This is a genomic window from Achromobacter ruhlandii, from assembly GCF_902859695.1.
In the GTDB taxonomy this organism is placed as follows: Bacteria; Pseudomonadota; Gammaproteobacteria; order Burkholderiales; family Burkholderiaceae_B; genus Achromobacter; species Achromobacter ruhlandii.
Genome location: NZ_CADIJL010000037.1, coordinates 34,498 through 54,976 on the forward strand (window position 1 = coordinate 34,498; position 20,479 = coordinate 54,976).

Below are 20,479 nucleotides of genomic sequence, written 5' to 3' on the forward strand. Positions count from 1 at the left end.
GGAGGCATTCCGAACCCTGGAGGCCTCCATGTCCCTGTTCAGCAATCCGTTCGATCCCGCCAGCCGCCTGGCCTGCGCCTGCGGCCGCCATGCCTCCCAGGCCGAGCACGCGCGCGCGGCGGCGGACGGCCAGGACGCCCGCGCTGGCGCGGCGTCCGGCGACGCCGCCTTTGACCGCGCCGTGGAAAGCGCCGTCATGCGCGCCCTGTTCCCGCAGGACGCCCTGCGCCGCCGCTTCCTGCGCGCGGTCGGCGGCGGCACGGCCATGGCCGCCGTCGCCGCGCTGTTCCCGCTGGCGGCCGCCAAGGAGGCCTTTGCCCAATCCGCCGGCCCGCTGGAGAAGCGGAAGCTGAAGGTCGGCTTCATCCCCATCACCTGCGCCACGCCCATCATCATGGCGCACCCGATGGGGTTCTATGGCAAGCAGGGACTGGACGTGGAAGTGGTCAAGACCGCCGGCTGGGCGCTGATCCGCGACAAGGCCATGTCCGGCGAGTACGACGCCGCCCACATGCTGTCGCCCATGCCGCTGGCCATCACGCTGGGCGTGGGCGCCAGCCGCGCGGTGCCGTGGACCATGCCCGCCGTGGAGAACATCAACGGCCAGGCCATCACCCTGTCGATGAAGCACAAGGACCGGCGCGATCCGAAGGACTGGAAGGGCTTCAAGTTCGCGGTGCCGTTCGATTATTCCATGCACAACTACCTGTTGCGCTACTACCTGGCCGAACATGGCCTGGATCCGGATACCGACGTGCAGATCCGTTCGGTGCCGCCGCCCGAAATGGTGGCCAACCTGCGCGCCGACAACATCGACGGCTTCCTGGCGCCGGATCCGGTCAACCAGCGCGCGGTCTATGACGGCGTGGGTTTCATCCACACCTTGTCCAAGGCCATCTGGGACGGCCATCCGTGCTGCGCGTTCTCGGCCAGCCGCGAATTCGTCACCTCCCAGCCCAATACCTACCAGGCCCTGCTCAAGGCCATCATCGAGGCCACCGCCTACGCCCGCGACCCGGCCCACCGCAAGGAGATCGCCACCGCCATCGCCACGCCCAACTACCTGAACCAGCCGGTCACGGTGGTGGAACAGGTGCTGACGGGCACCTACGCCGACGGCCTGGGCAACGTCCTGAAAGATCCGAACCGCATCGACTTCGACCCGATGCCGTGGGGCTCGTTCGCGGTGTGGATCCTGACGCAGATGAAGCGCTGGGGCCAGGTCAAGGGCGATGTGGACTACCAGAAGATCGCCAACGAGGTGTTCCTGGCGACCGACGCGGTGCGCCTGATGCGCGAGGCCGGCCTGCCCCCGCCCGCCGACACCGCCAAGACCTTCAGCGTGATGGGCAAGCCCTTCGACCCCGCCCAGCCCGAGGCCTACCTGGCCAGCTTCAAGATCCGGAGGAGCTGATGCGGGCCGTGCAACCCTGGCGGGCGACCTTCCTGTCCGTCATCCTGTTTCTGCTGTTCCTGCTGCTGTGGCACGTCGCCACCCGCCCCGCCGCGGGCGCGGCGACGGTCGATCCGGCCTATGCGGCGCTGGTCGGCAACGCGGCGGCCGGCGGCTCGCAGACGCCCTTTCCCGGCCCGGCCGAGGTCGGCGCCCGGCTGTGGCAGCACCTGCGCGATCCGTTCTATGACCGCGGCCCGAACGACAAGGGCATCGGCGTGCAGCTGGCGTATTCGGTGGCGCGGGTGCTGACCGGCTTCCTGCTGGCGGCGCTGGTGGCGATCCCGCTTGGATTCCTGATCGGCATGTCCAGGACCGTCTACCGCGCCTTCGACCCGTTCATCCAGGTGCTCAAGCCGATCTCGCCGCTGGCCTGGATGCCGCTGGCGCTCTACACCATCAAGGACGCCGACACCTCCGCCATCTTCGTGATCTTCATCTGCTCGCTCTGGCCGATGCTGGTGAACACGGCGTTCGGCGTGGGCGCCGTGCGGCAGGACTGGCTGAACGTGGCGCGCACGCTGGAAGTGTCGCGGCTGCGCACCGCCCTGCTGGTGATCCTGCCGGCGGCCGCGCCCACCATCATGACCGGCATGCGCATCTCGGTCGGCATCGCCTGGCTGGTGATCGTGGCGGCCGAGATGCTGATCGGCGGCACCGGCATCGGCTACTTCGTGTGGAACGAGTGGAACAACCTGTCCATCGCCAACATCATCTGCGCCATCCTCTTCATCGGGTTGGTCGGCATGCTGCTGGACACCGTGCTGGCGCGCGCCGCGCGGCTGGTCAGCTACCGGGAGTGAACGCCATGAGCCAACCCTTTCTGCAAGTGCAGGCGCTGGCCAAGCGCTATCCGGGGCGCAACGGCCAGCCAGCGGCCCCGGTGTTCGAGAACATCGCCTTCGGCATCGAACAAGGCCAGTTCGTCTGCGTGATCGGCCATTCGGGCTGCGGCAAGACCACCATCCTGAACATCCTGGCCGGCATCGACGAGGCCAGCGAAGGCGTCGTCATCATGGACGGCCGCGAGGTCGCCGGCCCGTCGCTGGCGCGCGGCGTGGTGTTCCAGGCGCACGCCCTGCTGCCCTGGCTGAGCGCGCTGCAGAACGTCGAATTCGGCGTGCGCTCGCGCTGGCCGGCCTATTCCCGCGCCCAGGTGCGCGAGCACAGCCTGCGCTACCTGGACATGGTCGGCCTGGCCCGCGCCGCCGACAAGAAGCCGTGCGAGCTGTCGGGCGGCATGAAGCAGCGCGTGGGCATCGCCCGCGCCTTCGCCATCCAGCCGCGCATGCTGCTGCTGGACGAGCCCTTCGGCGCGCTCGACGCGCTGACGCGCGGCACCATCCAGGACGAACTGCGCGCCATCGTGCAGGAAACCCGCCAGACCGTCTTCATGATCACGCACGACGTGGACGAGGCCATCCTGCTGTCGGACCGCATCCTGCTGATGAGCGCGGGCCCCCATGCCCGCATCGCCGAGTCGGTCGAGGTGGACCTGCCGCGCGGCCGCACCCGCGCCAGCCTGCACCACGAGCCGCGCTACTACGAAATCCGCAACCATCTCGTCGACTTCCTGGTCGACAAGGCTTCCCACAAGGAGTGAACCCCCATGATGTCCCGCGCCGAAGTCACCGAACTGATCGTCACCCGCCGCCTGGAAAAGAAGCTGTCCTGGGCCGCCATCGCCGAGGCCGTCGGCCAGAGCAAGGAATGGACCACCGCGGCGCTGCTGGGCCAGATGACCCTGACCGAGCAACAGGCCCAGGCCGCCGCCCGCCTGCTGGACCTGCCCGCCGACGCGGTGGTGCAGCTGCAGGTGGTGCCCTACAAGGGCTCGCTGCCCACCACGGTGCCCACCGACCCGCTGATCTACCGCTTCTATGAGCTGATCAACGTCTACGGCACCACCTTCAAGGCGCTCATCAACGAAGAGTTCGGCGACGGCATCATGAGCGCCATCGACTTCAAGATGGACCTGACGCGCGAGGCCGATCCCAAGGGCGATCGCGTGCAGATCGTGATGAGCGGCAAGTTCCTGCCCTACAAGACGTATTGAGCAGGACACGGCGGGCGCGGCCGCCCGCCCGCGTCAGCCTTCCACCGCCAGTTCTTCCCAGCCGAGATCGCGGGTGCGCGCCAGCGCTCCGGTCACGGCGGCGGCCGCGTCGCGCGCCGCGTTTTCCAGGGAATCACCGGCCAGCAGCCGCGCGGTGATGGCCGCCATGAACACGTCGCCGGTGCCATGCACCGAGGGCGGGATGGCGATCTCGGGGTGGCCCAGCACCACGCAGTCGGCGGCCGTCACCACCGCCAGCCGCAGGGTGCCGGGCGCCGCCGTCTGCGGCGCGGCGCTGGTGACCACGATCCATTCCGGCCCCTCGGCGATCAGTTCGCGCGCGGCCGCCGCCACTTCGTCGATCGAGGCCAGCGGCCGGCCCACCATCTGCTCCAGCTCGAAATGGTTGGGCGTCATGCCGTGGGCATGCGGCACCAGCCTGCGGCGGTATTGCGCCACCAGCCCGGCATCCACGTACAGGCCGTCGTTGCGGTCGCCCATGACCGGGTCGATATGCACCCGCACCTCGGGCCGCGCCGCCCGCAGCCCGCGCAGCCAGTCCGCCAGCAGGTCGGCCTGCCCGGGCTGACCCAGGTAGCCGCAGACCACGGCGCGCGCCACCGCGGTCACGCCGCGCTCGTCCAACCCGCGCAGCAGGCCCTCGAACCAGTCCAGCGGCACCGCGCCGCCGTGCAGCGTCGGATAGTGCGGGGTATTGCTCAGGATGACGGTGGGCAGCGCGATGGCGCGCAGCCCGGCCTGGCGGAACACCGGCATGGCGGCATTGTTGCCGACGCAGCCATAGACGACCTGCGATTGGATGGAAACGACGTCGACCCGCGCGGTCACGGCGGGCAGCGCTGCGCCGGGCGTCGGGGCAGCGGAAATGGCGGTCATACGGAGGGCTCCTGCGGACAGAGACGAAATCCGCCTTATTCTATGCCCACCCGGCGGCCCCCCCGGTCCGCCGCCCCCGCCGGCGGCGTGGCCAACACGGCCCTCAGTCGCGCGCGGCGGCCAGCCAGCCGGCCCCGTCCAGCACCGCGTCGTCGATCCCCGCCAGGTGCGGCGCGAACGGATAGGCCAGCGACGACACGATCTGGCACTGCGCCAATTGGGGGTGATCGGCGTTCAGCAGATACTGGCAGCCGCCGGCGGCCGAGGGTACCCGCAACAGCAGGCTATCGCCGCGCGCCAGCCAGGCGTTGCCGAAGGCGCGCGAGGCCTGCAGGTCGGTCTGCCAGCCGGCCGGCGGGCGCGGATCGGCCACCGCCGCGAGCGGCACCACCACTTCCAGCAGGAAGTAATTGCGCGGCAAGGCGCGCGGGTGCGCCACCTCGGCCTGCGCCAAGCGCGCGAACACCGCGGCGGCGGGGGTCGCGTCCAGCACCACCACCGCCGCGCCCGCGGCATGCCAGCGGCCGGCCGGGCGGGCGCGCGGCATCAGGTCCTGGCTGTTGCTCAAGCGCCAGAGCGTGGTCATGGGCCGTTTCCTTCGTCGATGTTGATCAGCCACTGCTCGATCAGCGCGGCGTAGCGTCCGTGCTGGCACAACAGCAAGGGCACCCGGTCGTGCAGGCGGCGCTTGGGGCTACAGAGCCAGCGCCGCGCGCCCTCGGCGCCACCGAACACCAGCTCGGCCAGCCACGCCACCCGCAGCGCCCGGTACAGCACCCGCAGGTCGGCCAGGTCGAGGCTGTAATCACGCAACGAATCGCGCGGGCGGCCGGGTTCCAGTTGCGGCACCAGCGCCAGCCACTGCGACAGATCGCCGGCGAAGGTGCCGCGCAGCGACTGCAACAGGGCCGCCGCGCACTGCAGGCTGACGGGCGGTCCGGCCTGGCCCAGCGCCAGGTCCAGCCGCGCCTGCAGCGCCGCGGCGATACCGCCGCCCTCAGGGCGCGCGGGCGGCGACGGCGGGCTGGACCGCCGCGGCGGCCGCGCTCTGGTCGAAAGCGGCATTGAGGGCCGCGCCATCGATGCTGACGGTTCCTGCATTCAGCAACCCCTCCAGGTAAGCCCTCGCCGCCAGTTCCTGGCGTTGGGTCCGCAACGCGGCACGCAACTCATCCTTGACCTGCTCGTAGGGCGCCACGCTGGCCGCGCGCAGGTCCACCAGCTTGAGGATGTGGAAACCGGCGGCCGACTGCACCGGCGCCGACACCTCGCCCGCCTTGAGCTGTTCGATGGCCGGGCGCATCTCCGGCGTCAGCTGCGCCAGCGGCACGTAGCCGATGTCGCCGCCCTGGGCGCGGGTGGTGGCGTCCTGCGAATAGCTCTTGGCCAGCGCCGCGAAATCCGCCTTGGGCGCCTGGGCACGCTTGGCCAGGTCCTGCGCCTGCTTGCGCGCGGCGGCCACGGCCTCGCCGTCGCCCAGCGCCGCCGGCAGGAAGATCTGGCTGACGCGGTACAGCGCCGGCTGCGCCAGTTGCGGCCTGGCGCGCTCGTAGGCGGCGCGCAGGTCGGCCTCGGCCGGATAGTCGTCAGGCGCGCGGCTGACCGAATCCAGGTAGGTCTGCAGCACGATGCGCTCCTGCGCCGCCTGGAAGGCGCGCTTGAGCTCGGGTCGCTCCTGCCAGCCCTGGGCGCGGGCCTGCTCGACCAGCGCCTTTTCGGCCAGGCGCGCGCGCAGCCACTGGTCCAGTCCGGCGCGATTGCCCTTGAGCTGGGCCCGGGCCTCGGGCGGCAGCGATTCGAGCTGGCGCGCCAGTTCGTCGCGGTCCACCTGCACCGCGCCCAGGGTGGCCACGGCTGGCGCCTTTGCCGGGGCCGGCTGGGCGGCGGCGGCAGCGGCCGGCGCCGCGCCCTTTTCCGGCGCGGCCGCCGCCTTGGCGGGCACGGAACTGGATTCGCTGCTCTGCGCCGGGCTGCCGCGCATCAGCGCCACCGCGCCGGCCAGCGCCGCGATCAGCAGCACCGCGGCGGTCACGCGCAGCCGCGCGGGCTGATTGGAAAACATGTTCATGGTCGGAACCTCGCTTGCTTGGATGCGCCATTCGCCGCCACGGCGGCCTGGGGGGTTGGGGACGTTGCCGTCCCGAACGCCAGGCGCCGGGCCTGGCGGATGGATCAGTTCAGCGCCTCGGTGGCGGCGTCCTGCCGCGGTTCAACGGCGTCGGTATCGGCGCCAGCTTCGGCGGAGGCGTTGGCGCGCAGGAACAGCAGGAACTCCTGCAACAGACGGTCCCACAACTCGACGGTGGCGCGCAGGTAGTTCTCGGACACGCCGCCGGCCAGGATCACGTCCAGTTCCAGCACCAGGAACACCCCCTGCAGCGTCAGGCGGGCGAAGCGTTTTTCAACGTTCCAGCGCTCGGCCAGTCCGGGCGGCAGTTCGCCCTGCACGCGCAGCGCGCAGCTCAGCGTGTAGTCCAGGTAGCGGCCGGGTTCAACGGCGGGGTTGCCCATGCGCGCGGCGAAGCCCACGCCCTGGCTGGCGCTCAGCAATTGCACCATGCCGTTCTGCTCGGACACGGTGACGCGATAGCCGGCGGATTGCAGCAGTTCCTGCAGGCGTTCGACATTCACGTCGAGAATCAGGCTGGAGTCGGTCATTGCAGTCATTCCTAGGTAAAAGAGATCAATTCAGAGAGATCGGTCCGCAGGCAAAGCCGTTCATTACAGTCTCCCTGCATGAAAGAGATAAGACAGCGCCCTGGCGCTCAGGGTTGGGCCGCCGGCGCCGCCGGCGCGGCGGCGCCAACCTGCGCGTCGTACAGCCTGTCGCCATATGCCTGCGCCTGCTCCTCGAACTTGACGCGCGCGCTGCCGGCGAAGGGCTGCTTCATGGCCAGGATGCCGCCGGCGCCGATGCGCTCGTAGGCATTGAGGATCTCCTTGCCCGCTTCGTACATCTCGCGGTTCTTGGCGATGCAGGCCTTGGCCTCGGTGTCGCGCTGCGCCAGGGTGCGCGCCAGGGTCTGGCGTTCGGCCTCCTTGGCGCGCGACAGCGTCAGCAGTTCGTCATAGGCGCCCTTGAACTTGCCCAACTGCGCGTGGCTGGCGGCCACCTGCGCCTGGGCGCTTTCCATGACGGCGCCCTGCTGCTCGGCCAGCTTCTCGGCCTGGCCCTTGGCCTTGGCCAATTGGCCGCGCAGCGCCTCCAGCTCTTTCTGGGCGGCGTCGCGCTGGGCCTCGGCGGCGGCCTTGGCCGCGTTGACCTGGGCCTGCTCGCTCTGCAGCTGCTGCAGTTGCTGGGTGGTGCTGCGCAATTGGGCGCGCAGGCGCTCTTCCATGGTTTCGGCGTGCGCCGGCAGCGCCACGCTCAGGCCGGCGGCGCACAGGGCCGCGGCGGCGGCCAGCCGCCGGCCGCGCCCCAATGCCCGGGGCGGGCTCGATTCATCCCATAAGCTATGCATGTCCATGGCCTCAGAACCTGGCGTTGATCTCGAACTGCATGGTGTCGATGGACAGCGGCGCGCCGTAGATCTCGCGCGTGCTCATCCAGCGCAGGACGCCGTACACGTTCTTGTCGAAGGCATAGCCGCCGCCGATGTAGTAGCCGCGCGCGTTGGTGCCGCCCTGGTGGAACGACGAATCGTTGAAGGCATCGGGCAGCGCGTCCGGCTGGATGTACTTGTAGCCGACAAAGGCCAGCCAGTCGCCCTTCTCCTTCAGGTCGTACGAACGGCCCAGCGTGGCCTGCAGCATCCAGGCGTTGGGGCCGCTTTCGATGTCGCCGTTCTCGCCGACGTTGTTGACGAGCTGGCCTTGCGAACGGCTCGCCATCTTGCTCTTGCTGTAGGCCAGATTGCGCAGGTAATTGGCGTTCAGGCGCAGGCCCAGGCCGTCGAACACGCGCGTATCCCAGCGCAGGTTCAGGTCCAGCAGGTCGAACTTGGACGCCAGGCCGACGTATTGCGGCTGCGGCGTGTTGGCCGGGTCGAGCGGGTTGGACGTGATGTTGCGCAGCAGGAACAGGGTGTTGCCCTTCTGCATGAAGGCCGGACGCGACCAGTCGGTGTCGCAGTTCTCCTGGCCGGCCCAGGGCGAGCAGGCGCTGGAGCGCTTGCCGGCGATGTTGTCGAAATGGTAGTAGGCCAGCGCGCCGCGCAGGCTGTTGCGGTTGTCGATCTTCCAATCGGCGCCGGCCTGGGCGGCCAGCAGCCACTTGTCCTCGCTCTTGCCCTCGGAGAACGACGACGAGTTCCAGCCGTTCGAGCCGTACTCGGTCGAGAAGGCGCCCAGGGTGCCGAACAGCGTCACATCGCGGCCTTCCAGCGGCTGCTTGAAGATCGCGGCAATGCCGTCGAAGTTCAGGTCATTCGAGAACAGCATGTCGGTCGACTCGAACGGGTTGGCGATGCGGCCGCCCGTGACCGTGGCCCACTTGGCGGGGCGATAGGTCAGGTAGGCCTGGTCCAGCCAGATATCCTTCTTGCCCATGCCGCCGCCCAACGTCTGCGAGGTCGACACCGGGCTGTCGTCGCTGCCGGTGGCCAGGCGGATGCCCGCGGTCCACGATTCCGAGATGTCGGCGCGCACGCCCAGGCGGGCGCGGATGCGCAGCTGGTTGCGGCGGTCCTCGCGCGTGTTCAGCATCGGCGGGTAGTTGCCGTTGGTGTTGCGGTTCAGGTCGTACGGCCCCTTGGCATTGAGCTTGGCGAAGTCGACGATTTCGTTGCTGTTGCTGCCCGAGTACAGGCGCGACTCGTCGCGCACGCGCACGTCGCCGTCGATGGTGATGCGCGACACCCAGTCGGGGAAGGTATTCGGCTGGGCCCAGTTTTCCGCCTTGGCCTGCCCCATCACTTCCGCCTTGACCTCGTCGCGGATCTGATCGCGCACGGTCTGCGGGATATAGGGCACGCGCACGTCACCCGCCTGGGCCACGGCGGCGCCGCGGTCCTGCGGCGCGGCGCGGGCGGCCTTGGCCTCGGCTTCGGCCTGGGCCACCAGGGCCTCGGCCTGCTCCGGCTTGAGCACGCCCTGCTGCACCAGCAGGCGGATCAGGTTGATGGTGGCGTTCTCGGACGGGGCGGGCGCGGCGTTGCCCGTGGCCGGCAACGCTACGGCGGCGCCCGCCGCGGCCAGGGCCAGCGATGCCGCCAACCGGTTCAATTGGAACTTCATTCTCTTGGCACTCCAGGATCGGTTCAATTCAGCACTTCAGGAGGGGCGGCGGCCGGTCAGCGATGCCCGGATCGGCATGCTGGCCGAGGCCGGCGGACGTTCATCCAGGCCCGGCACCGCGCGCAGCGCCGCCACCACGCGGGCGTCGACGTCGGCATCGCCGCTGGAACGGGTCAGTTCGACACGCGTGATCTGTCCGCTGGCCGTGAGCCAGATGTTGGCTTGCAGGCGGAAGGTCAGATTGCGCGTGCGCTCGTCTTCGCGCAGGATCTTCTGCAGCGCGTAGGCGAGGTACTGGCTGTAGGTGGCGTTGCCGGCGCGGCCGCCGCCGCCGCCGGCCATGCCCTTGCCCTGGCCGGCGCCGATGTTGAAGGCGTCGCTGCCCGCCTGGGCATCGCCGTCGATCTGCATCGGGTTGGCCAGGTCGTCGGCCGGACGCGGCGGCGCCTCGTCCTGCGGCTTGGGCGGTTCGGGCGTGGGCTGCGGCTCGGGTTCGGGCGTGGCCACCGGCTCTTCCTTGGGCGGCTCGGGCTCCGGCGGCTTTTCCGGCTCGGGCGGCGGCGGAGGAGGCGGCGGCAGCGGGATGATCGCGGTGACCTTGGGCGCGTCGCGGCGCACCCCGGCCATGTCGTTGGCCCAGCGCCAGAGCGCGTAGGCGGCCGCGATCAACGCCACCGCCACCGCCGCCAGCTTGAGCCAGCGGCGCGCGGGATGGGGGGTGCGCGGGGAATCGGATGCGTGGTGCGGCATGACGGTTGCCTCGGCCCCTTATTTCGGCTTGCCGGTGACCAGCCCGACCTGGGCCAGTTCCAGCCGGCGCAGCAGGTCCAGCACTTCCACCACCTTCTGGTACTGCACGGCGGCGTCGCCGCGCACGATCACCGGAAAGTCGGGATTCAGCGCCTTCTCCGTGCGCAGCCGGTCTTCCAGCTCGGGCAGGGTCACCGGGTAGGCGTCCAGGAACACCTGGCCCGCGTCGTTGACGGAAATCGCCTTCGTCTTGGGCTGCGACAGGGCGATGGACGAGCTGGCCTTGGGCAGGTTGACCTTGATGCCGGCGATCTGCGCCGTGGCGGTCAGGATGAACATGACCAGCACGACCATCAGCACGTCGACCAGCGGCGTGATGTTGATACCGTCCACGGGCGCGTCGTCGTCATCGTCCTGGGAAGCGGATACGGAAGCCATGGGGTCGTCTCCTTATGCTTCGGCGGCGGCCGGCTGCGCATCGCGCACGGCCGGACGGCTGGCGACGGGCGCGCGCGCGCCGCCGTGGTGGGCGGCTTCCTGGGCCTGGCTTTCGCCATGCACTTCGGCCAGGCGCGTCACGAACTCGTCGACGAACACGCGCATGTCGGCGCCGACTTCCTTGTTGCGCGAGACCAGGCGGTTGTAGCCAAACAGCGCCGGGATGGCGACGAACAGGCCCATGGCGGTGGCCAGCAGCGCGGCGGCCATGCCCGGGGCGATGGCGTTGATGTTCACGTCGCCGGCCATGGCGGTGCCCAGGAACACCACCATGATCCCCAGCACCGTGCCCAGCAGGCCGATGTACGGGCCGCCGGCAATGGCGTTCGAGAGCGAGCCGAGCCTGGCGCCCAGCAGCTGGTTTTCCTTGGTGCGGACGGCGTCCATCGAGGCGCGGATGGCCTCGATGGTGGCGGCCGAGATCGAGCTGGTGTCGGCGCCCTGCTCGCGGCGGGTGCGGATTTCATTGACCGCCACGCGATACAGGCGCCACAGCGAGGCGTGCTCCAGGCGCTGGGCCAGGGCCTTGTCGTCGGCCAGCAGTTCCAGGCGCTGGCCGACCTTGGCGAAGGACTCGCGGAAGACCTCGTTGGCGCGCGCCACGCGGGCCACGTTGCGGCTCTTCTTGATCATGATGATCCACGACTGCACCATCATCAGCGCCAGGATGGCGATGATGACCCAGGCGTCGATCGGCACCGCCTTGAGCAAAAAGCCCAGGCCGCCGAAGCCGAAGCCCGACTGTTCCTCGTCGTTGCCGTAGGCCACCAGGCGCGATTCGGCGCCCTGCGAGATCGCGTCGGCCAGGATCAGCGCGGCGGGACGGGCAACGCGCGACAGGCGCACTTCGTCGATGGCGCCGACGAACGGCGCGTACACATGCGGCGCCGGCGCGGCGGCGGCCTCGGCCGGCGCGGCGTCGCCATTGGCGGGCGCGGTGGCCGCCGCCGGCGCGGGCACGTCACCGCCCAGGGCGGCGGGCGTGTTCAGCGGCGGCAGGCTGACGGCCAGCGAGGACGTGGCGCGACCGTTCACATACAGCGTGACCTGGCTGCCATCGGCGGTCACCGCCAGGTGCTGCCAGGCCGCGGGCGTGAGCGACTGGCCGGGCTGGCTGCGCTGGCCGTTCACTTCGACGAAGGGCACGCCCTGGTTGATGCCGATCAGCAGCGCATTGCCGCCGTCGCGGCGCGCGTACACCAGTTGCTCGCCGGCCGGCTGGTCGGCGCGCACCCAGGCGCTGAAGGTGAAGGCGCCCGCGGCGGGCACGGCCAGCGAGGGGCTGGCGGGCAGCATCAGCGGCGCGCCGCCAGCGAACTGGGCGGCGCGGCCGATCACGCCGTCGACCGCGGCGGCCATGGGCGTCTGCGCGTTGTTGCTGTTGCCGGTGGTGTCGCGCGGCGGCGCGCCGGCCGCGCCGTCGAAGTGGTAGACCAGCGTGTAGTTCGGGTCGAAGGTCAACTGGCCGTTGGCGGAAGCCGGCGCCTTCTGATTGCCGTAATACATCCAGATGTCCTGGCGCTGGCCGTCGGCCAGCGCCGGCAGGTCGACCCAGATCAGCGCCATGCCCAGCAGCGGATCGAACGCTTCCAGCTGGTGGTTCAGCACGGTCTGGTCATCGCCGGCCACGAAGCGGATGTCCACGCCCTTCTCGTTGATGCCGTCGAAGGTGAAGTTGCCGGTGTGCAGGCGCACCAGCAGCGGCGCGCGGCCGGCGGCGGCGCCCAGCGGCGCGCCCTGCGGCGTGCTGTCGACGGTGATCTGCTTGCGGTACTGCCAGTCGGGTTGCCACCAGGCGTTGGCGGCGGACGGCAGCACGCCGGCCAGCACGGTCAGTAGGAGCATCAATAAGCGTTGCATGGTCAGGACTCCGGGATAAATACGGTTTCGCGCGCGCTCAGAAACTGGCGCGGACGCTGAAGTTCAGTCGGGGATCGTGTTTCTTGGTGTTGGGGCCGTCCTTGAGCGGATAGCCCCAGTCCAGCGAGCCGGACAGCCAGTCCAGCACCTGCAGGCGCGTGCCCAGGCCGACGCTGGCCAGCGAGTAGCTGGCATCCTGTTCGGGCAGCGGATCGCGCAGGCGCAGCGTGGCCGCATCGGCGAAGGCATAGAAGCGCCACTCGTTGACGTTGCTGCCGAGCCAGCGCGCCAGCGACGGCGTGCGCCACTCGACCGACCCCAGGAAGCCATCGTCGCCGGTGCGCTCGGCGGCCAGGTAGCCGCGCACGCTGGTGCTGCCGCCGGCGGAGAATTGCTCGTTCGAGACCAGCGCGCCCGAGGCCAGCTGGAAGCCGGCGCGCAGGCCCAGTTGCCAGTCGCCGAACAGGTTCTGCGTATGGGTGCCGTCGCCGCGCAGCAGCGCGAAGCTGGGGCTGGCGCGATAGCGCTTGTCGTCGAATTCCTTCCAGTCGCTGCCCAGGCCGAAGAACGAACGGCTGGCGCCGACGATCGACAGGCCGACGCTGCTCTGCGACGACTCGGAATAGCGGTAGCCGTTGTACGAGAAGGTGAACGGCACGTACTTGAGCGGGATCAGGTCTTCATTGCCGCCAAAGCGCGTGGTCTCGTCGAACTTCTTGTAGTCCAGGCCGACCGACAGCGAGTTGTACCAATCGCCCTGCGGCGCCAGGGTGTAGATGGCGCTCATGCCGAATGAATAGCCCTTGCCCAGCACATTGGTGCCGCCGATGGTGGCCACGTTGCTGTCGCTCTTGTAGCCGGTGAACTGCAGGCTCCATTGCTTGTCCAGCGGCATCGAGTAGGAGCCGGACCAGACCTTGGCGTTGTCGGTTTCCTGCGGCGCGGTGAAGAACGTCAGGCTGACCGAATGGCCCAGCTGCCACAGGTTGTCGTAGCCCAGCGACGCCGTGCTGCGCAGGCGCGTGGTGTCGGCGCTGTAGTCGTTGTTCAGGCCCAGGCTGGCGTGCCACGGGTTCTTGTCCTCGACCTTGAGGTCGACGTCCATGGTGCCGGGGATGCGGCCTTCCTTGACCAGCGGCACCACCTGGCGGCTGGCGCCCTTGTTCAGGCCGGTCAGCTCGGCCTGCGCCTGGTTGAAGTTGGGCACCTCGCCCTCCTTCAGCGCCGGCACCTCGTCGCGGATGGCCAGCGGCGAATAGTGTTTCGCGCCCACCACGCGCACGCGGCCGACCTTGGTCTCGGCGACCTGCAGGAACACGATGCCGTCGGCCACCTGCTGCTCGGGCAGGTCGACGTACACGGACTGGTAGCCGCGTTCCTGGTAGACGGCCTGCAAGGCTTCGCGCGCGGCCTCGATGTCGGCCAGCGTGCGGTCCGGCCCCAGGTAGGGATAGACGGCCTTCTCGATGTCGCGCGCCTCCAGCACGGTGTTGCCGCGCACGATGTATTCGTTGATGTTGACGCGGCGCGCCTCCTGCGCGGCCGGCGCCGGCTGCGCCCCGGCCACGCTCGCGGCCAGCGCCAGCGCCGCCGCCACCGGCGCGCCGCGCATCATGGCGCGCAGCGCGCCGCCCCTGCTCTCGAAATCATGCATAGCGATGCACTCAGTTCCTTGTGTGATAGCCGGTCTGGCACCGGCCGCTACCGTGCAGCGCGCTTGCGACAATCCCGTTACGGTTTTCTGCCCGCATACCCGCGTCTACAGCTTCTGCTTGTTACTAGACGTTCCCGGGCGGCGCGGACTGCGCGTTGTAAGAAAAATTTCATGAAACAGCGCGGACCCGGGGAGAAGCCGCGCGGAAAAGCATCAGGGCCCGGTTTTCGCCGGGCCCTGAGCCGCTTTTCACGCGCCATGTTCATGACGATGGCATGACAGGCGGCCGGCTTTTTGCCGACCGCCTGCAACTCCGGCGTCAACCGCCGCTATCCACGCCCTGCACCTGCACCACGCCGTCGGGACGGTAGGACGGCGTGGCCGCGCGCGGTTGCGGCACGGCGCCGGCGCCGGCCAGCGGTTCCTCGCCATAGCCCAGGATCTGCACGCTGATGACGGACGGCTGGTTCTGCCGCGCCTGCTGGCGCGCGCGCTGCGCCGAATCCTCGGCCGCGCCGGACGCGGCCGAGGAGGCCGCGCTGGCCGAGGCCAGCGCGCCGGTGTTGACCACCGCCGTCACCGGGATGCCCTTGCTGTCGCCCTGCACCTGGATGTTGGCCGCGTTGACCACATGCAGCGCCGCGACGTTGACGTTGCCCGACACCCGGATGCCGGCCTCGCCCGCGTCGATGGTGCCCAGCGGCGCGATCAGGTCGACGTCGCCCGCCGGCACTTCGGCGATCGGCGCCAGCGTGGCGATGCCGGCGCCGGTGGACGGCGCCGTCGGCGCCAGCGTGACGTTGCCCAGGGCATCGTAGACGCGCTTGGGCGCCGTGTAGACCACCGTGGTCTTGGCGCCGCGGCCGGCGTTGATGTCGCCCTCGGCCGACCAGGCCTGGATGTGGCCGCCGAAGGTGGTCATGATGCGGCTCTGGCCCAGCAGCACGCTGCCCAGCGCGTACAGCTGGATGTCGCCCTGGCCCTGCGTCACCACGCCCGCCGTCGCCGGCGGCGCCGCGCCTTCGATGCCCAGCACCTGCTGGCCGCCCGGCGTCAGCACCTGGATGTTGCCGCCGAACTGCGTGCGCAGGCCGGCGCCGCCATACATGGTGAAGTCGCCCTGGTACAGGCGCTGCGCGCCTTCGGCGTCGGTCTGCGGGAACAGCGCCGCGATGGCGCGGCGGCCGCGCAGATAGCTGCCGGTGCGCGGGCCGCCCTGCTCGTTGTACTCGCGGCCGCCCTTGCGCAATTCGGCGAAGTACAGCTGGCGCGCGTAGAGGCCCTGCTGCGCGGGCGCCAGCGCGTCCAGCGCGGCGCGCGCGCCGTCCTCGCCGCCGTCGTAGCCATGATGCAGGCGCAGCCAGTTGACCAGGTGCAGCTCGCTTTCCTGGCGATAGTCCTGCATCAGGTCGCGGCGCTTGCGCGCCGGATCGGCCGCCGCCTCGGCATCCAGCATGCCCTGGCGGCGCGCCAGTTCGGCCGCCGCGCCCGACTCGTCGCCCTGGTAGCCGTACGCCTGGCGCAGCCAGCCGGCCAGCGACAGCTCGCCGGCATAGGATTGCGCCACGCGATCGGGATTGGCGCCCAGGGTCTGGCCCGCGGCCAGCGCGCGCGCCGGGTCCAGGTAGCGCGCCAGCAGGCCGGCGTAGTCCGGGCCCTGCGGCCCGACGCCCGCCAGCACCGCGATGCTGGCGCCGGGGCGCGCGTCGCCGCGCACGATGGCGCCCAGGCTGACCACGCTGGCCACATCGTCCTGGCGGATGTTGCGGCCGGCCTGCACCAACAGCGTGCCGGGGCCGGCCACCTTCAGGTCGGCCTGCACGATGTCGCGCCCGGCGATCACCTGCGACAGGTCGTTGGCATTGCTGTGCAGGCCCAGCGCGCTCATCCCGAGGATGTCGCGCCCCGCCCGCACCGAGACCGGCAGCGCGGCCTCGTACCAGGTCAGCACGGTACGCGGCCGCCCCTGCAAGGTATCCGTCATGATCCGCGTCTCGGCGCCGGCGCGCAGGCCGGCGATATCGCCATTCACGGCATGGAAACGCGCCACTCCCGTTCCGCCTTCGCGCGGCGACGCATCCAATGGCGTATTGGGACCGAACGTGAAGAGCGGCTTGGGCGAGTTCGGCCATACCTTGTTGCCCTCGACCGAGACATTGAAGATGGTCTGGTCGTTGTTCTCGCCCGCATTGCTGGCCATGAAGCCGGGACGCCACGGCGTCGGCAGCGGCGTGTCCGCCCCCGACATCGACACCGCATGCGCGCCCGCGGCGAAGATCGAGCCGCCGGCCAGCATCGACAAGGCACCGCTGGGCGATGGCGCCAGCAACAGCACGTGATTGACGTTTTCCGCCTCGCGCGTGGTGGCGGCCAGGATGATATTGCCGCCGGCCGCCGTCACGCCCAGCTTGGACGGGTAGAGGTAGCTCATCTGCCGCTGCGCGCCGGCCCGGGTCGTGTCATCGGTCTGCAGGTCCGTGCCCGGCTTGAAGGTATTGTTGGTGGTCAGCGGCGTCAGGTTGCCGCCCGCCGAGAACAGGTCGATGGCCGTGGCCGGCGTCCACAACGTGAACCAGCTTTCGGCGCCGCCGCCCTTGGACAGGCTGCCCTGGGTGTAAGGGCTGGTATTGATCTGGCGCACGCGGCCGGGATCCGGCGCGTCGGCCAGCACCAGGTCGCCGCGCGTATCCAGCGAGGCCACCGCATCGCCCAGCAGCAGGCGCGGCCCGCCCATGGGCTTGCCGCCGCCCACCGCGGACATATCGGGCGCGCGTAGCTGAGCGCCGTCGCCATAGAACAGCGAGATGCCGCCGACGCGGCCCGCCGTCAGGGTCAGTTGCCCGCGCAGATTGACCAGCAGCCCGTTCAGATCGACATCCTCGAAGTTGCCGGCATAGCCGGTGCCCGTGCCAGCGCTGCCGTCGGTCTGCTGCATCGCGCGCAGATTGGGGTTGTAGGCGCCGCCGATGCGCAGATCCATGTCGCCGCCGCCCGTCAACACCAGGTCGCCATCGACTACCCGGCCGGTGCCGGCCACCACCGCCACCAGGGCCTGCGAACGGCCGGATGCCAGATTGTTGTTGAGCAGCGCGTCGCCGCGCGCATCGCGCACGCCCGCATCGCGTCCGGCGCTGATGCTGAGATTGCCGCCGCCCAGGGTGCCGAAGCCGGTGAAACCCACGACCCGGGGCTGCTGGCTGTTGGTCGAGGCATTGGCCGCGTAAGTGCCGAAATTGATCCACCAGCTCGACGCGATGTCGTTCACGCCCGGCATGCCCACGCTGCCCTGGCGCCACAGCCAGTTGCTGAGCGCGGCGCTGGGGTATTTGGTGTATTCGACATCCTGAGTGCCATAGCGCTGGGCGTTCATGGAATTCGCGCTCCATGCATCGCCGTAGATGTCACGCCCCGCCGCCACGGTCAGGTTGCCGCCCTGGTCCGGGTACCAGGCGCGATAGGCGGCCAGCGCCGCGTCGTACTTGCCGTCGTGCTGGATGGTGCCCAGCACGGCGTCATCGTCGGTCGTGCCGCGCGGCAGGTTGAAGCGGCCGTCCAGCGGCGCCCCCAGCGACGACGGCGCGCCGGCCGTGTACACGCCGTACACCGACGCCATGCCGACGTCGCGACCGGCCAGCAGCGACAGGTCGCCGGTGCCGGTGCGCAGCACGCTGAACAGCGGCGCGCGGTCGCCGTAGCGGTAATCGCGCTTCACGGTGGTCTCGGTGTGGCCGCCGCCTGCGCAATAGCTGACGTCGAAGCACACCTCGTTCTCATCCATGAACCATTCCTGCGCCAGCTTCCTGACCGAATAGCCGACGTAGGCCGGGTCGCCGAAGTACAGCAGCGCCCCCTCCAGCGTCAGCGTGCGCGAAGCCGCCTCGCAGTATCCCGTGCCGTTGCAGAAGTCGTCCTCGCTCATGTAGAAGCTTTCGGCAATGGGCTTGGGCGAGGTTCCCAGCAGGGACTGGTCCAGTCCCAACTCGTCGATGGCGGTCTGCGTCAGCCCGCGGTCGCCGATGAATACGCTGGTGATGGTCTTGGTGCCAAAGCCCAGCCGGCCGTAATGCGTGTCGGCCAGGATGATGTCGCCCTGCCCGTCCGGCCGGCGCGCCGCCATGTCGGCCGCCGTCAGGTCCGCGCCCGCCACCGCCATCAGGCTCCAGGCGCTGGCGCCTTCGCCCAGCATCGGCGCCAGCGCCCAGTTGCGGCCCTGCCGGCCATCCGGCCCGACCGGCCGCAGGTTGATGGGTTGATGGCCCGGCAGTTCGATGAAAGTCTGCGACGGGATCAAAGAACCGCGCGCCAGGTCCAGGCGCGCGCTGGCCTTGAGCGCCGCCGGCAGCGGCACGCCCTTGGGCCAGGTGAAGGCCTGCAGCGCCGCCTCGTTGCGCAGCGTGAAGCCCACGCCCAGGCGGGCGCCCGCGCCCAGCGTCAGCGCCTCCTGCAGCACCGTGCCGGCGCGCAGCACGCGGCCGTCGGCCAGCGTCAGGTCGCCGGTCAGCACCAGGCCGGCGGGCAGCGCCAGCGGGCCGTTCAGCGTCGCCGCCATCGGCAGCACGGTGCCGGCCGGCAGCGTGGCGGCCTGCGCCGGCAGATCGTAATTGAGCGCCCGGCCGGCCGGGAAGATGGTGCCCGTTTCCAGTTGGACGCCATCGATGGGCACCACCAGGTCTTCGCCGAACGGCGTCTGGCCATTGTCCAGGAAACGCCCTTCGACCAGCTTCCAGCCGCTGTCGTCGAGGGTCTCGGGCGGCGGCGCGAAACCGTCGTTGATGCTGCCGTGGATGGCCAGGTCGCCGCCGGCGCGCAGCACCAGCTTGCCGGGCTCGCCGTAGCCGCGCAGCGCGGCCACCGCGCGGTTGGCGTTGGGGCCGTAGCGGTAATTCGACAGGTCGATGTCGCCCGATACCGTCAGATTGCCATCGGGCGTGGCGCTGACGATCTCGACGCCGGGCCGCAGGTGATACGGGCCCAGCGCCGCCAGCCGGGCGGTCAGCTCGCCATTGCCGAGCGCGGCGTTCATGAAGGCCACGCTCTCGGCGTCGATGCCGTCCAGGTAGGCCTGCGTGATCAGCTGCGGCGTCTTGCCGCTGACGTCGGGTTTGGGCGCCAGCGGCGCATCGTCATAGCGGCGGAAGGCGTTCACCGCGACCGTCTTGGCGCCCAGGATCTGCGGCGTGCCCGTGACGCGGATGGCCACGTCGTTGGCGCCGTCGCCGGAGCCGGCAATGGCGCCGCGCTCGCCGCCGCCGCCCAGGCGGCGCGCATTCAGGTCGAGCGTGCCGAGCTGGCGGCCGGCCAGGCGGCTCGGGTCGTCGGTGCCGGCGCGCAGGTCGAAGCGCGCGCCGGCGTCCAGCGCCAGCGTGCCGTCGCGCGAGGTCAGTTCGATGATGGCGCGGTTGGCGGCGTCGATCACCTTGCCATAGCTGTCCAGGCGCAGGCGCGCGCCATGCGTGTCCAGCAGGCCGTTGATGCGCAGGTCGTCGCGCGCCGCCAGACGGATCGCGCCCACCTGCCGGCCGCTGGCGTCGATACGGCCATTGACCGTCAGGCTGCCGCCATCGACGCTGATCTCGACCACGCGCGCGCGCACCTCGTCGCCCACCACCAGGTCGCCCTGCTTGAGCTGGAAGCGGCGGGCGCCGGTGACGCCGCCCTGGTTCAGCCGTTGATTCAGGCCCGCGAAATCCGCCAGCGTCTGCGCGCGCAGCGTGACCTCGGCGCCGTCATAGGGCACGCGCGTGCCGCCGGCATCGTGCTCGCCGCTGGCCTCGCCGAGAATGACGCCGTCCAGCGCCACGCGGCCGCCGGCCGCGCCCAACGCCACGGCCTGCATGCGGCCGCCGCGCTGGTTGCGCGCCGACAGGTCGATGACCGACCCGGCGGCCTGGACGATGTTGCCGGCCACGCTGCTCAGTTCGAGATCGCCGCCCCAGCTGTAGCGGACCGCGTCGTAAGCCGTGAAGGCGCGGCCCGACAGGTCGATGCGCGCGCCGCCCGCCAGGGTGATGTCCTCGTCGGCCTTGACGCTCAGCTTGCCCGACGGCAGCGCCACCGTCGAATCCAGCGTGACGCGCCGCGCCTTCAGATCGAGCGTGGCGCCCAGCGCGTCACGCGCCGGCGCCGCGGCGCCGGT

The 20,479-nt window shown here is 70.3% G+C and carries 16 protein-coding genes; 4 read left to right on the forward strand and 12 right to left on the reverse strand.

Annotated features, from left to right (window positions below):
• Positions 1-28 precede the first annotated feature (28 nt).
• From HV742_RS27590 to cynS, 4 genes are read left to right on the forward strand one after another with little or no spacing between them, the layout of a single operon-like run.
• Positions 29-1,414: a CmpA/NrtA family ABC transporter substrate-binding protein gene (locus tag HV742_RS27590; RefSeq protein ID WP_175146889.1), complete on the forward strand. Its 1,386-nt coding sequence runs from the start codon at positions 29-31 to the stop codon at positions 1,412-1,414.
• The gene (gene ntrB, locus HV742_RS27595) at positions 1,414-2,256 is read left to right on the forward strand and encodes a nitrate ABC transporter permease (protein ID WP_063570269.1); all 843 of its coding nucleotides are present in this window, start codon (positions 1,414-1,416) and stop codon (positions 2,254-2,256) included. Before HV742_RS27590 ends, ntrB begins: the two co-directional genes overlap by 1 nt.
• Before the next feature lie 5 nt (positions 2,257-2,261).
• Positions 2,262-3,056 (forward strand): ABC transporter ATP-binding protein, encoded by a 795-nt coding sequence (locus HV742_RS27600; protein WP_175146890.1) that lies wholly within the window; start codon positions 2,262-2,264, stop codon positions 3,054-3,056.
• A 9-nt stretch (positions 3,057-3,065) separates the two neighbouring features.
• On the forward strand, positions 3,066-3,509 hold the full coding sequence (cynS, locus tag HV742_RS27605) for a cyanase (protein WP_045953619.1): 444 nt from the start codon (positions 3,066-3,068) through the stop codon (positions 3,507-3,509).
• A gap of 33 nt (positions 3,510-3,542) precedes the next feature.
• Here the strand turns inward: cynS and pdxK are convergent, their stop codons facing one another.
• The 12 genes from pdxK to HV742_RS32400 form a co-directional block, all read right to left on the reverse strand.
• Positions 3,543-4,406 (reverse strand): pyridoxine/pyridoxal/pyridoxamine kinase, encoded by an 864-nt coding sequence (pdxK, locus tag HV742_RS27610; RefSeq protein ID WP_054417410.1) that lies wholly within the window; start codon positions 4,404-4,406, stop codon positions 3,543-3,545.
• A gap of 103 nt (positions 4,407-4,509) precedes the next feature.
• Positions 4,510-4,992 (reverse strand): RES family NAD+ phosphorylase, encoded by a 483-nt coding sequence (locus HV742_RS27615; RefSeq protein ID WP_054417409.1) that lies wholly within the window; start codon positions 4,990-4,992, stop codon positions 4,510-4,512.
• Positions 4,989-5,471, reverse strand: a complete 483-nt coding sequence (locus HV742_RS27620) for an MbcA/ParS/Xre antitoxin family protein (RefSeq protein WP_175146891.1) — start codon at positions 5,469-5,471, stop codon at positions 4,989-4,991. The genes HV742_RS27615 and HV742_RS27620 overlap by 4 nt, the downstream gene beginning before the upstream one ends.
• Positions 5,404-6,474, reverse strand: coding sequence for a peptidylprolyl isomerase (locus tag HV742_RS27625; RefSeq protein ID WP_175146892.1), 1,071 nt, complete (start codon positions 6,472-6,474; stop codon positions 5,404-5,406). Before HV742_RS27625 ends, HV742_RS27620 begins: the two co-directional genes overlap by 68 nt.
• 104 nt (positions 6,475-6,578) lie before the next feature.
• Entirely contained in the window at positions 6,579-7,064 is a 486-nt protein-coding gene (locus HV742_RS27630) for a YbjN domain-containing protein (RefSeq protein WP_175146893.1), read from the reverse strand.
• A 107-nt stretch (positions 7,065-7,171) separates the two neighbouring features.
• A complete protein-coding gene (locus HV742_RS27635) occupies positions 7,172-7,867 on the reverse strand; it encodes a DNA repair protein (protein ID WP_331712093.1) in 696 nt (231 codons plus the stop codon).
• Positions 7,868-7,877: 10 nt separating this feature from the next.
• Positions 7,878-9,581 (reverse strand): putative porin, encoded by a 1,704-nt coding sequence (locus HV742_RS27640; RefSeq protein ID WP_068979961.1) that lies wholly within the window; start codon positions 9,579-9,581, stop codon positions 7,878-7,880.
• A 36-nt stretch (positions 9,582-9,617) separates the two neighbouring features.
• The gene (locus HV742_RS27645) at positions 9,618-10,331 is read right to left on the reverse strand and encodes a TonB C-terminal domain-containing protein (protein ID WP_063585482.1); all 714 of its coding nucleotides are present in this window, start codon (positions 10,329-10,331) and stop codon (positions 9,618-9,620) included.
• A gap of 18 nt (positions 10,332-10,349) precedes the next feature.
• Complete coding sequence (locus HV742_RS27650; RefSeq protein ID WP_054417402.1) at positions 10,350-10,769, reverse strand: ExbD/TolR family protein; 420 nt, start codon at positions 10,767-10,769, stop codon at positions 10,350-10,352.
• A 12-nt stretch (positions 10,770-10,781) separates the two neighbouring features.
• The gene (locus HV742_RS27655) at positions 10,782-12,689 is read right to left on the reverse strand and encodes a DUF2341 domain-containing protein (RefSeq protein WP_175146894.1); all 1,908 of its coding nucleotides are present in this window, start codon (positions 12,687-12,689) and stop codon (positions 10,782-10,784) included.
• Positions 12,690-12,726: 37 nt separating this feature from the next.
• A complete protein-coding gene (locus HV742_RS27660) occupies positions 12,727-14,343 on the reverse strand; it encodes a ShlB/FhaC/HecB family hemolysin secretion/activation protein (protein ID WP_063570260.1) in 1,617 nt (538 codons plus the stop codon).
• Between the two features lie 319 nt (positions 14,344-14,662).
• On the reverse strand, positions 14,663-20,479 hold a 5,817-nt coding region (locus HV742_RS32400; RefSeq protein ID WP_254601278.1), incomplete at its 5' end, for a filamentous hemagglutinin family protein.

Coding starts and splice junctions, on each gene's coding strand:
- ntrB (WP_063570269.1), top strand. CDS start 1,414: ATGCGGGCCGTGCAACCCTGGCGGGCGACCTTCCTGTCCGTCATCCTG.
- HV742_RS27645 (WP_063585482.1), bottom strand. CDS start 10,331: ATGCCGCACCACGCATCCGATTCCCCGCGCACCCCCCATCCCGCGCGC.
- pdxK (WP_054417410.1), bottom strand. CDS start 4,406: ATGACCGCCATTTCCGCTGCCCCGACGCCCGGCGCAGCGCTGCCCGCC.
- HV742_RS27635 (WP_331712093.1), bottom strand. CDS start 7,867: ATGCATAGCTTATGGGATGAATCGAGCCCGCCCCGGGCATTGGGGCGC.
- HV742_RS27640 (WP_068979961.1), bottom strand. CDS start 9,581: ATGAAGTTCCAATTGAACCGGTTGGCGGCATCGCTGGCCCTGGCCGCG.
- HV742_RS27630 (WP_175146893.1), bottom strand. CDS start 7,064: ATGACCGACTCCAGCCTGATTCTCGACGTGAATGTCGAACGCCTGCAG.
- HV742_RS27655 (WP_175146894.1), bottom strand. CDS start 12,689: ATGCAACGCTTATTGATGCTCCTACTGACCGTGCTGGCCGGCGTGCTG.
- HV742_RS27660 (WP_063570260.1), bottom strand. CDS start 14,343: ATGCATGATTTCGAGAGCAGGGGCGGCGCGCTGCGCGCCATGATGCGC.
- HV742_RS27615 (WP_054417409.1), bottom strand. CDS start 4,992: ATGACCACGCTCTGGCGCTTGAGCAACAGCCAGGACCTGATGCCGCGC.
- HV742_RS27625 (WP_175146892.1), bottom strand. CDS start 6,474: ATGAACATGTTTTCCAATCAGCCCGCGCGGCTGCGCGTGACCGCCGCG.
- HV742_RS27650 (WP_054417402.1), bottom strand. CDS start 10,769: ATGGCTTCCGTATCCGCTTCCCAGGACGATGACGACGACGCGCCCGTG.
- cynS (WP_045953619.1), top strand. CDS start 3,066: ATGTCCCGCGCCGAAGTCACCGAACTGATCGTCACCCGCCGCCTGGAA.
- HV742_RS27590 (WP_175146889.1), top strand. CDS start 29: ATGTCCCTGTTCAGCAATCCGTTCGATCCCGCCAGCCGCCTGGCCTGC.
- HV742_RS27620 (WP_175146891.1), bottom strand. CDS start 5,471: ATGCCGCTTTCGACCAGAGCGCGGCCGCCGCGGCGGTCCAGCCCGCCG.
- HV742_RS27600 (WP_175146890.1), top strand. CDS start 2,262: ATGAGCCAACCCTTTCTGCAAGTGCAGGCGCTGGCCAAGCGCTATCCG.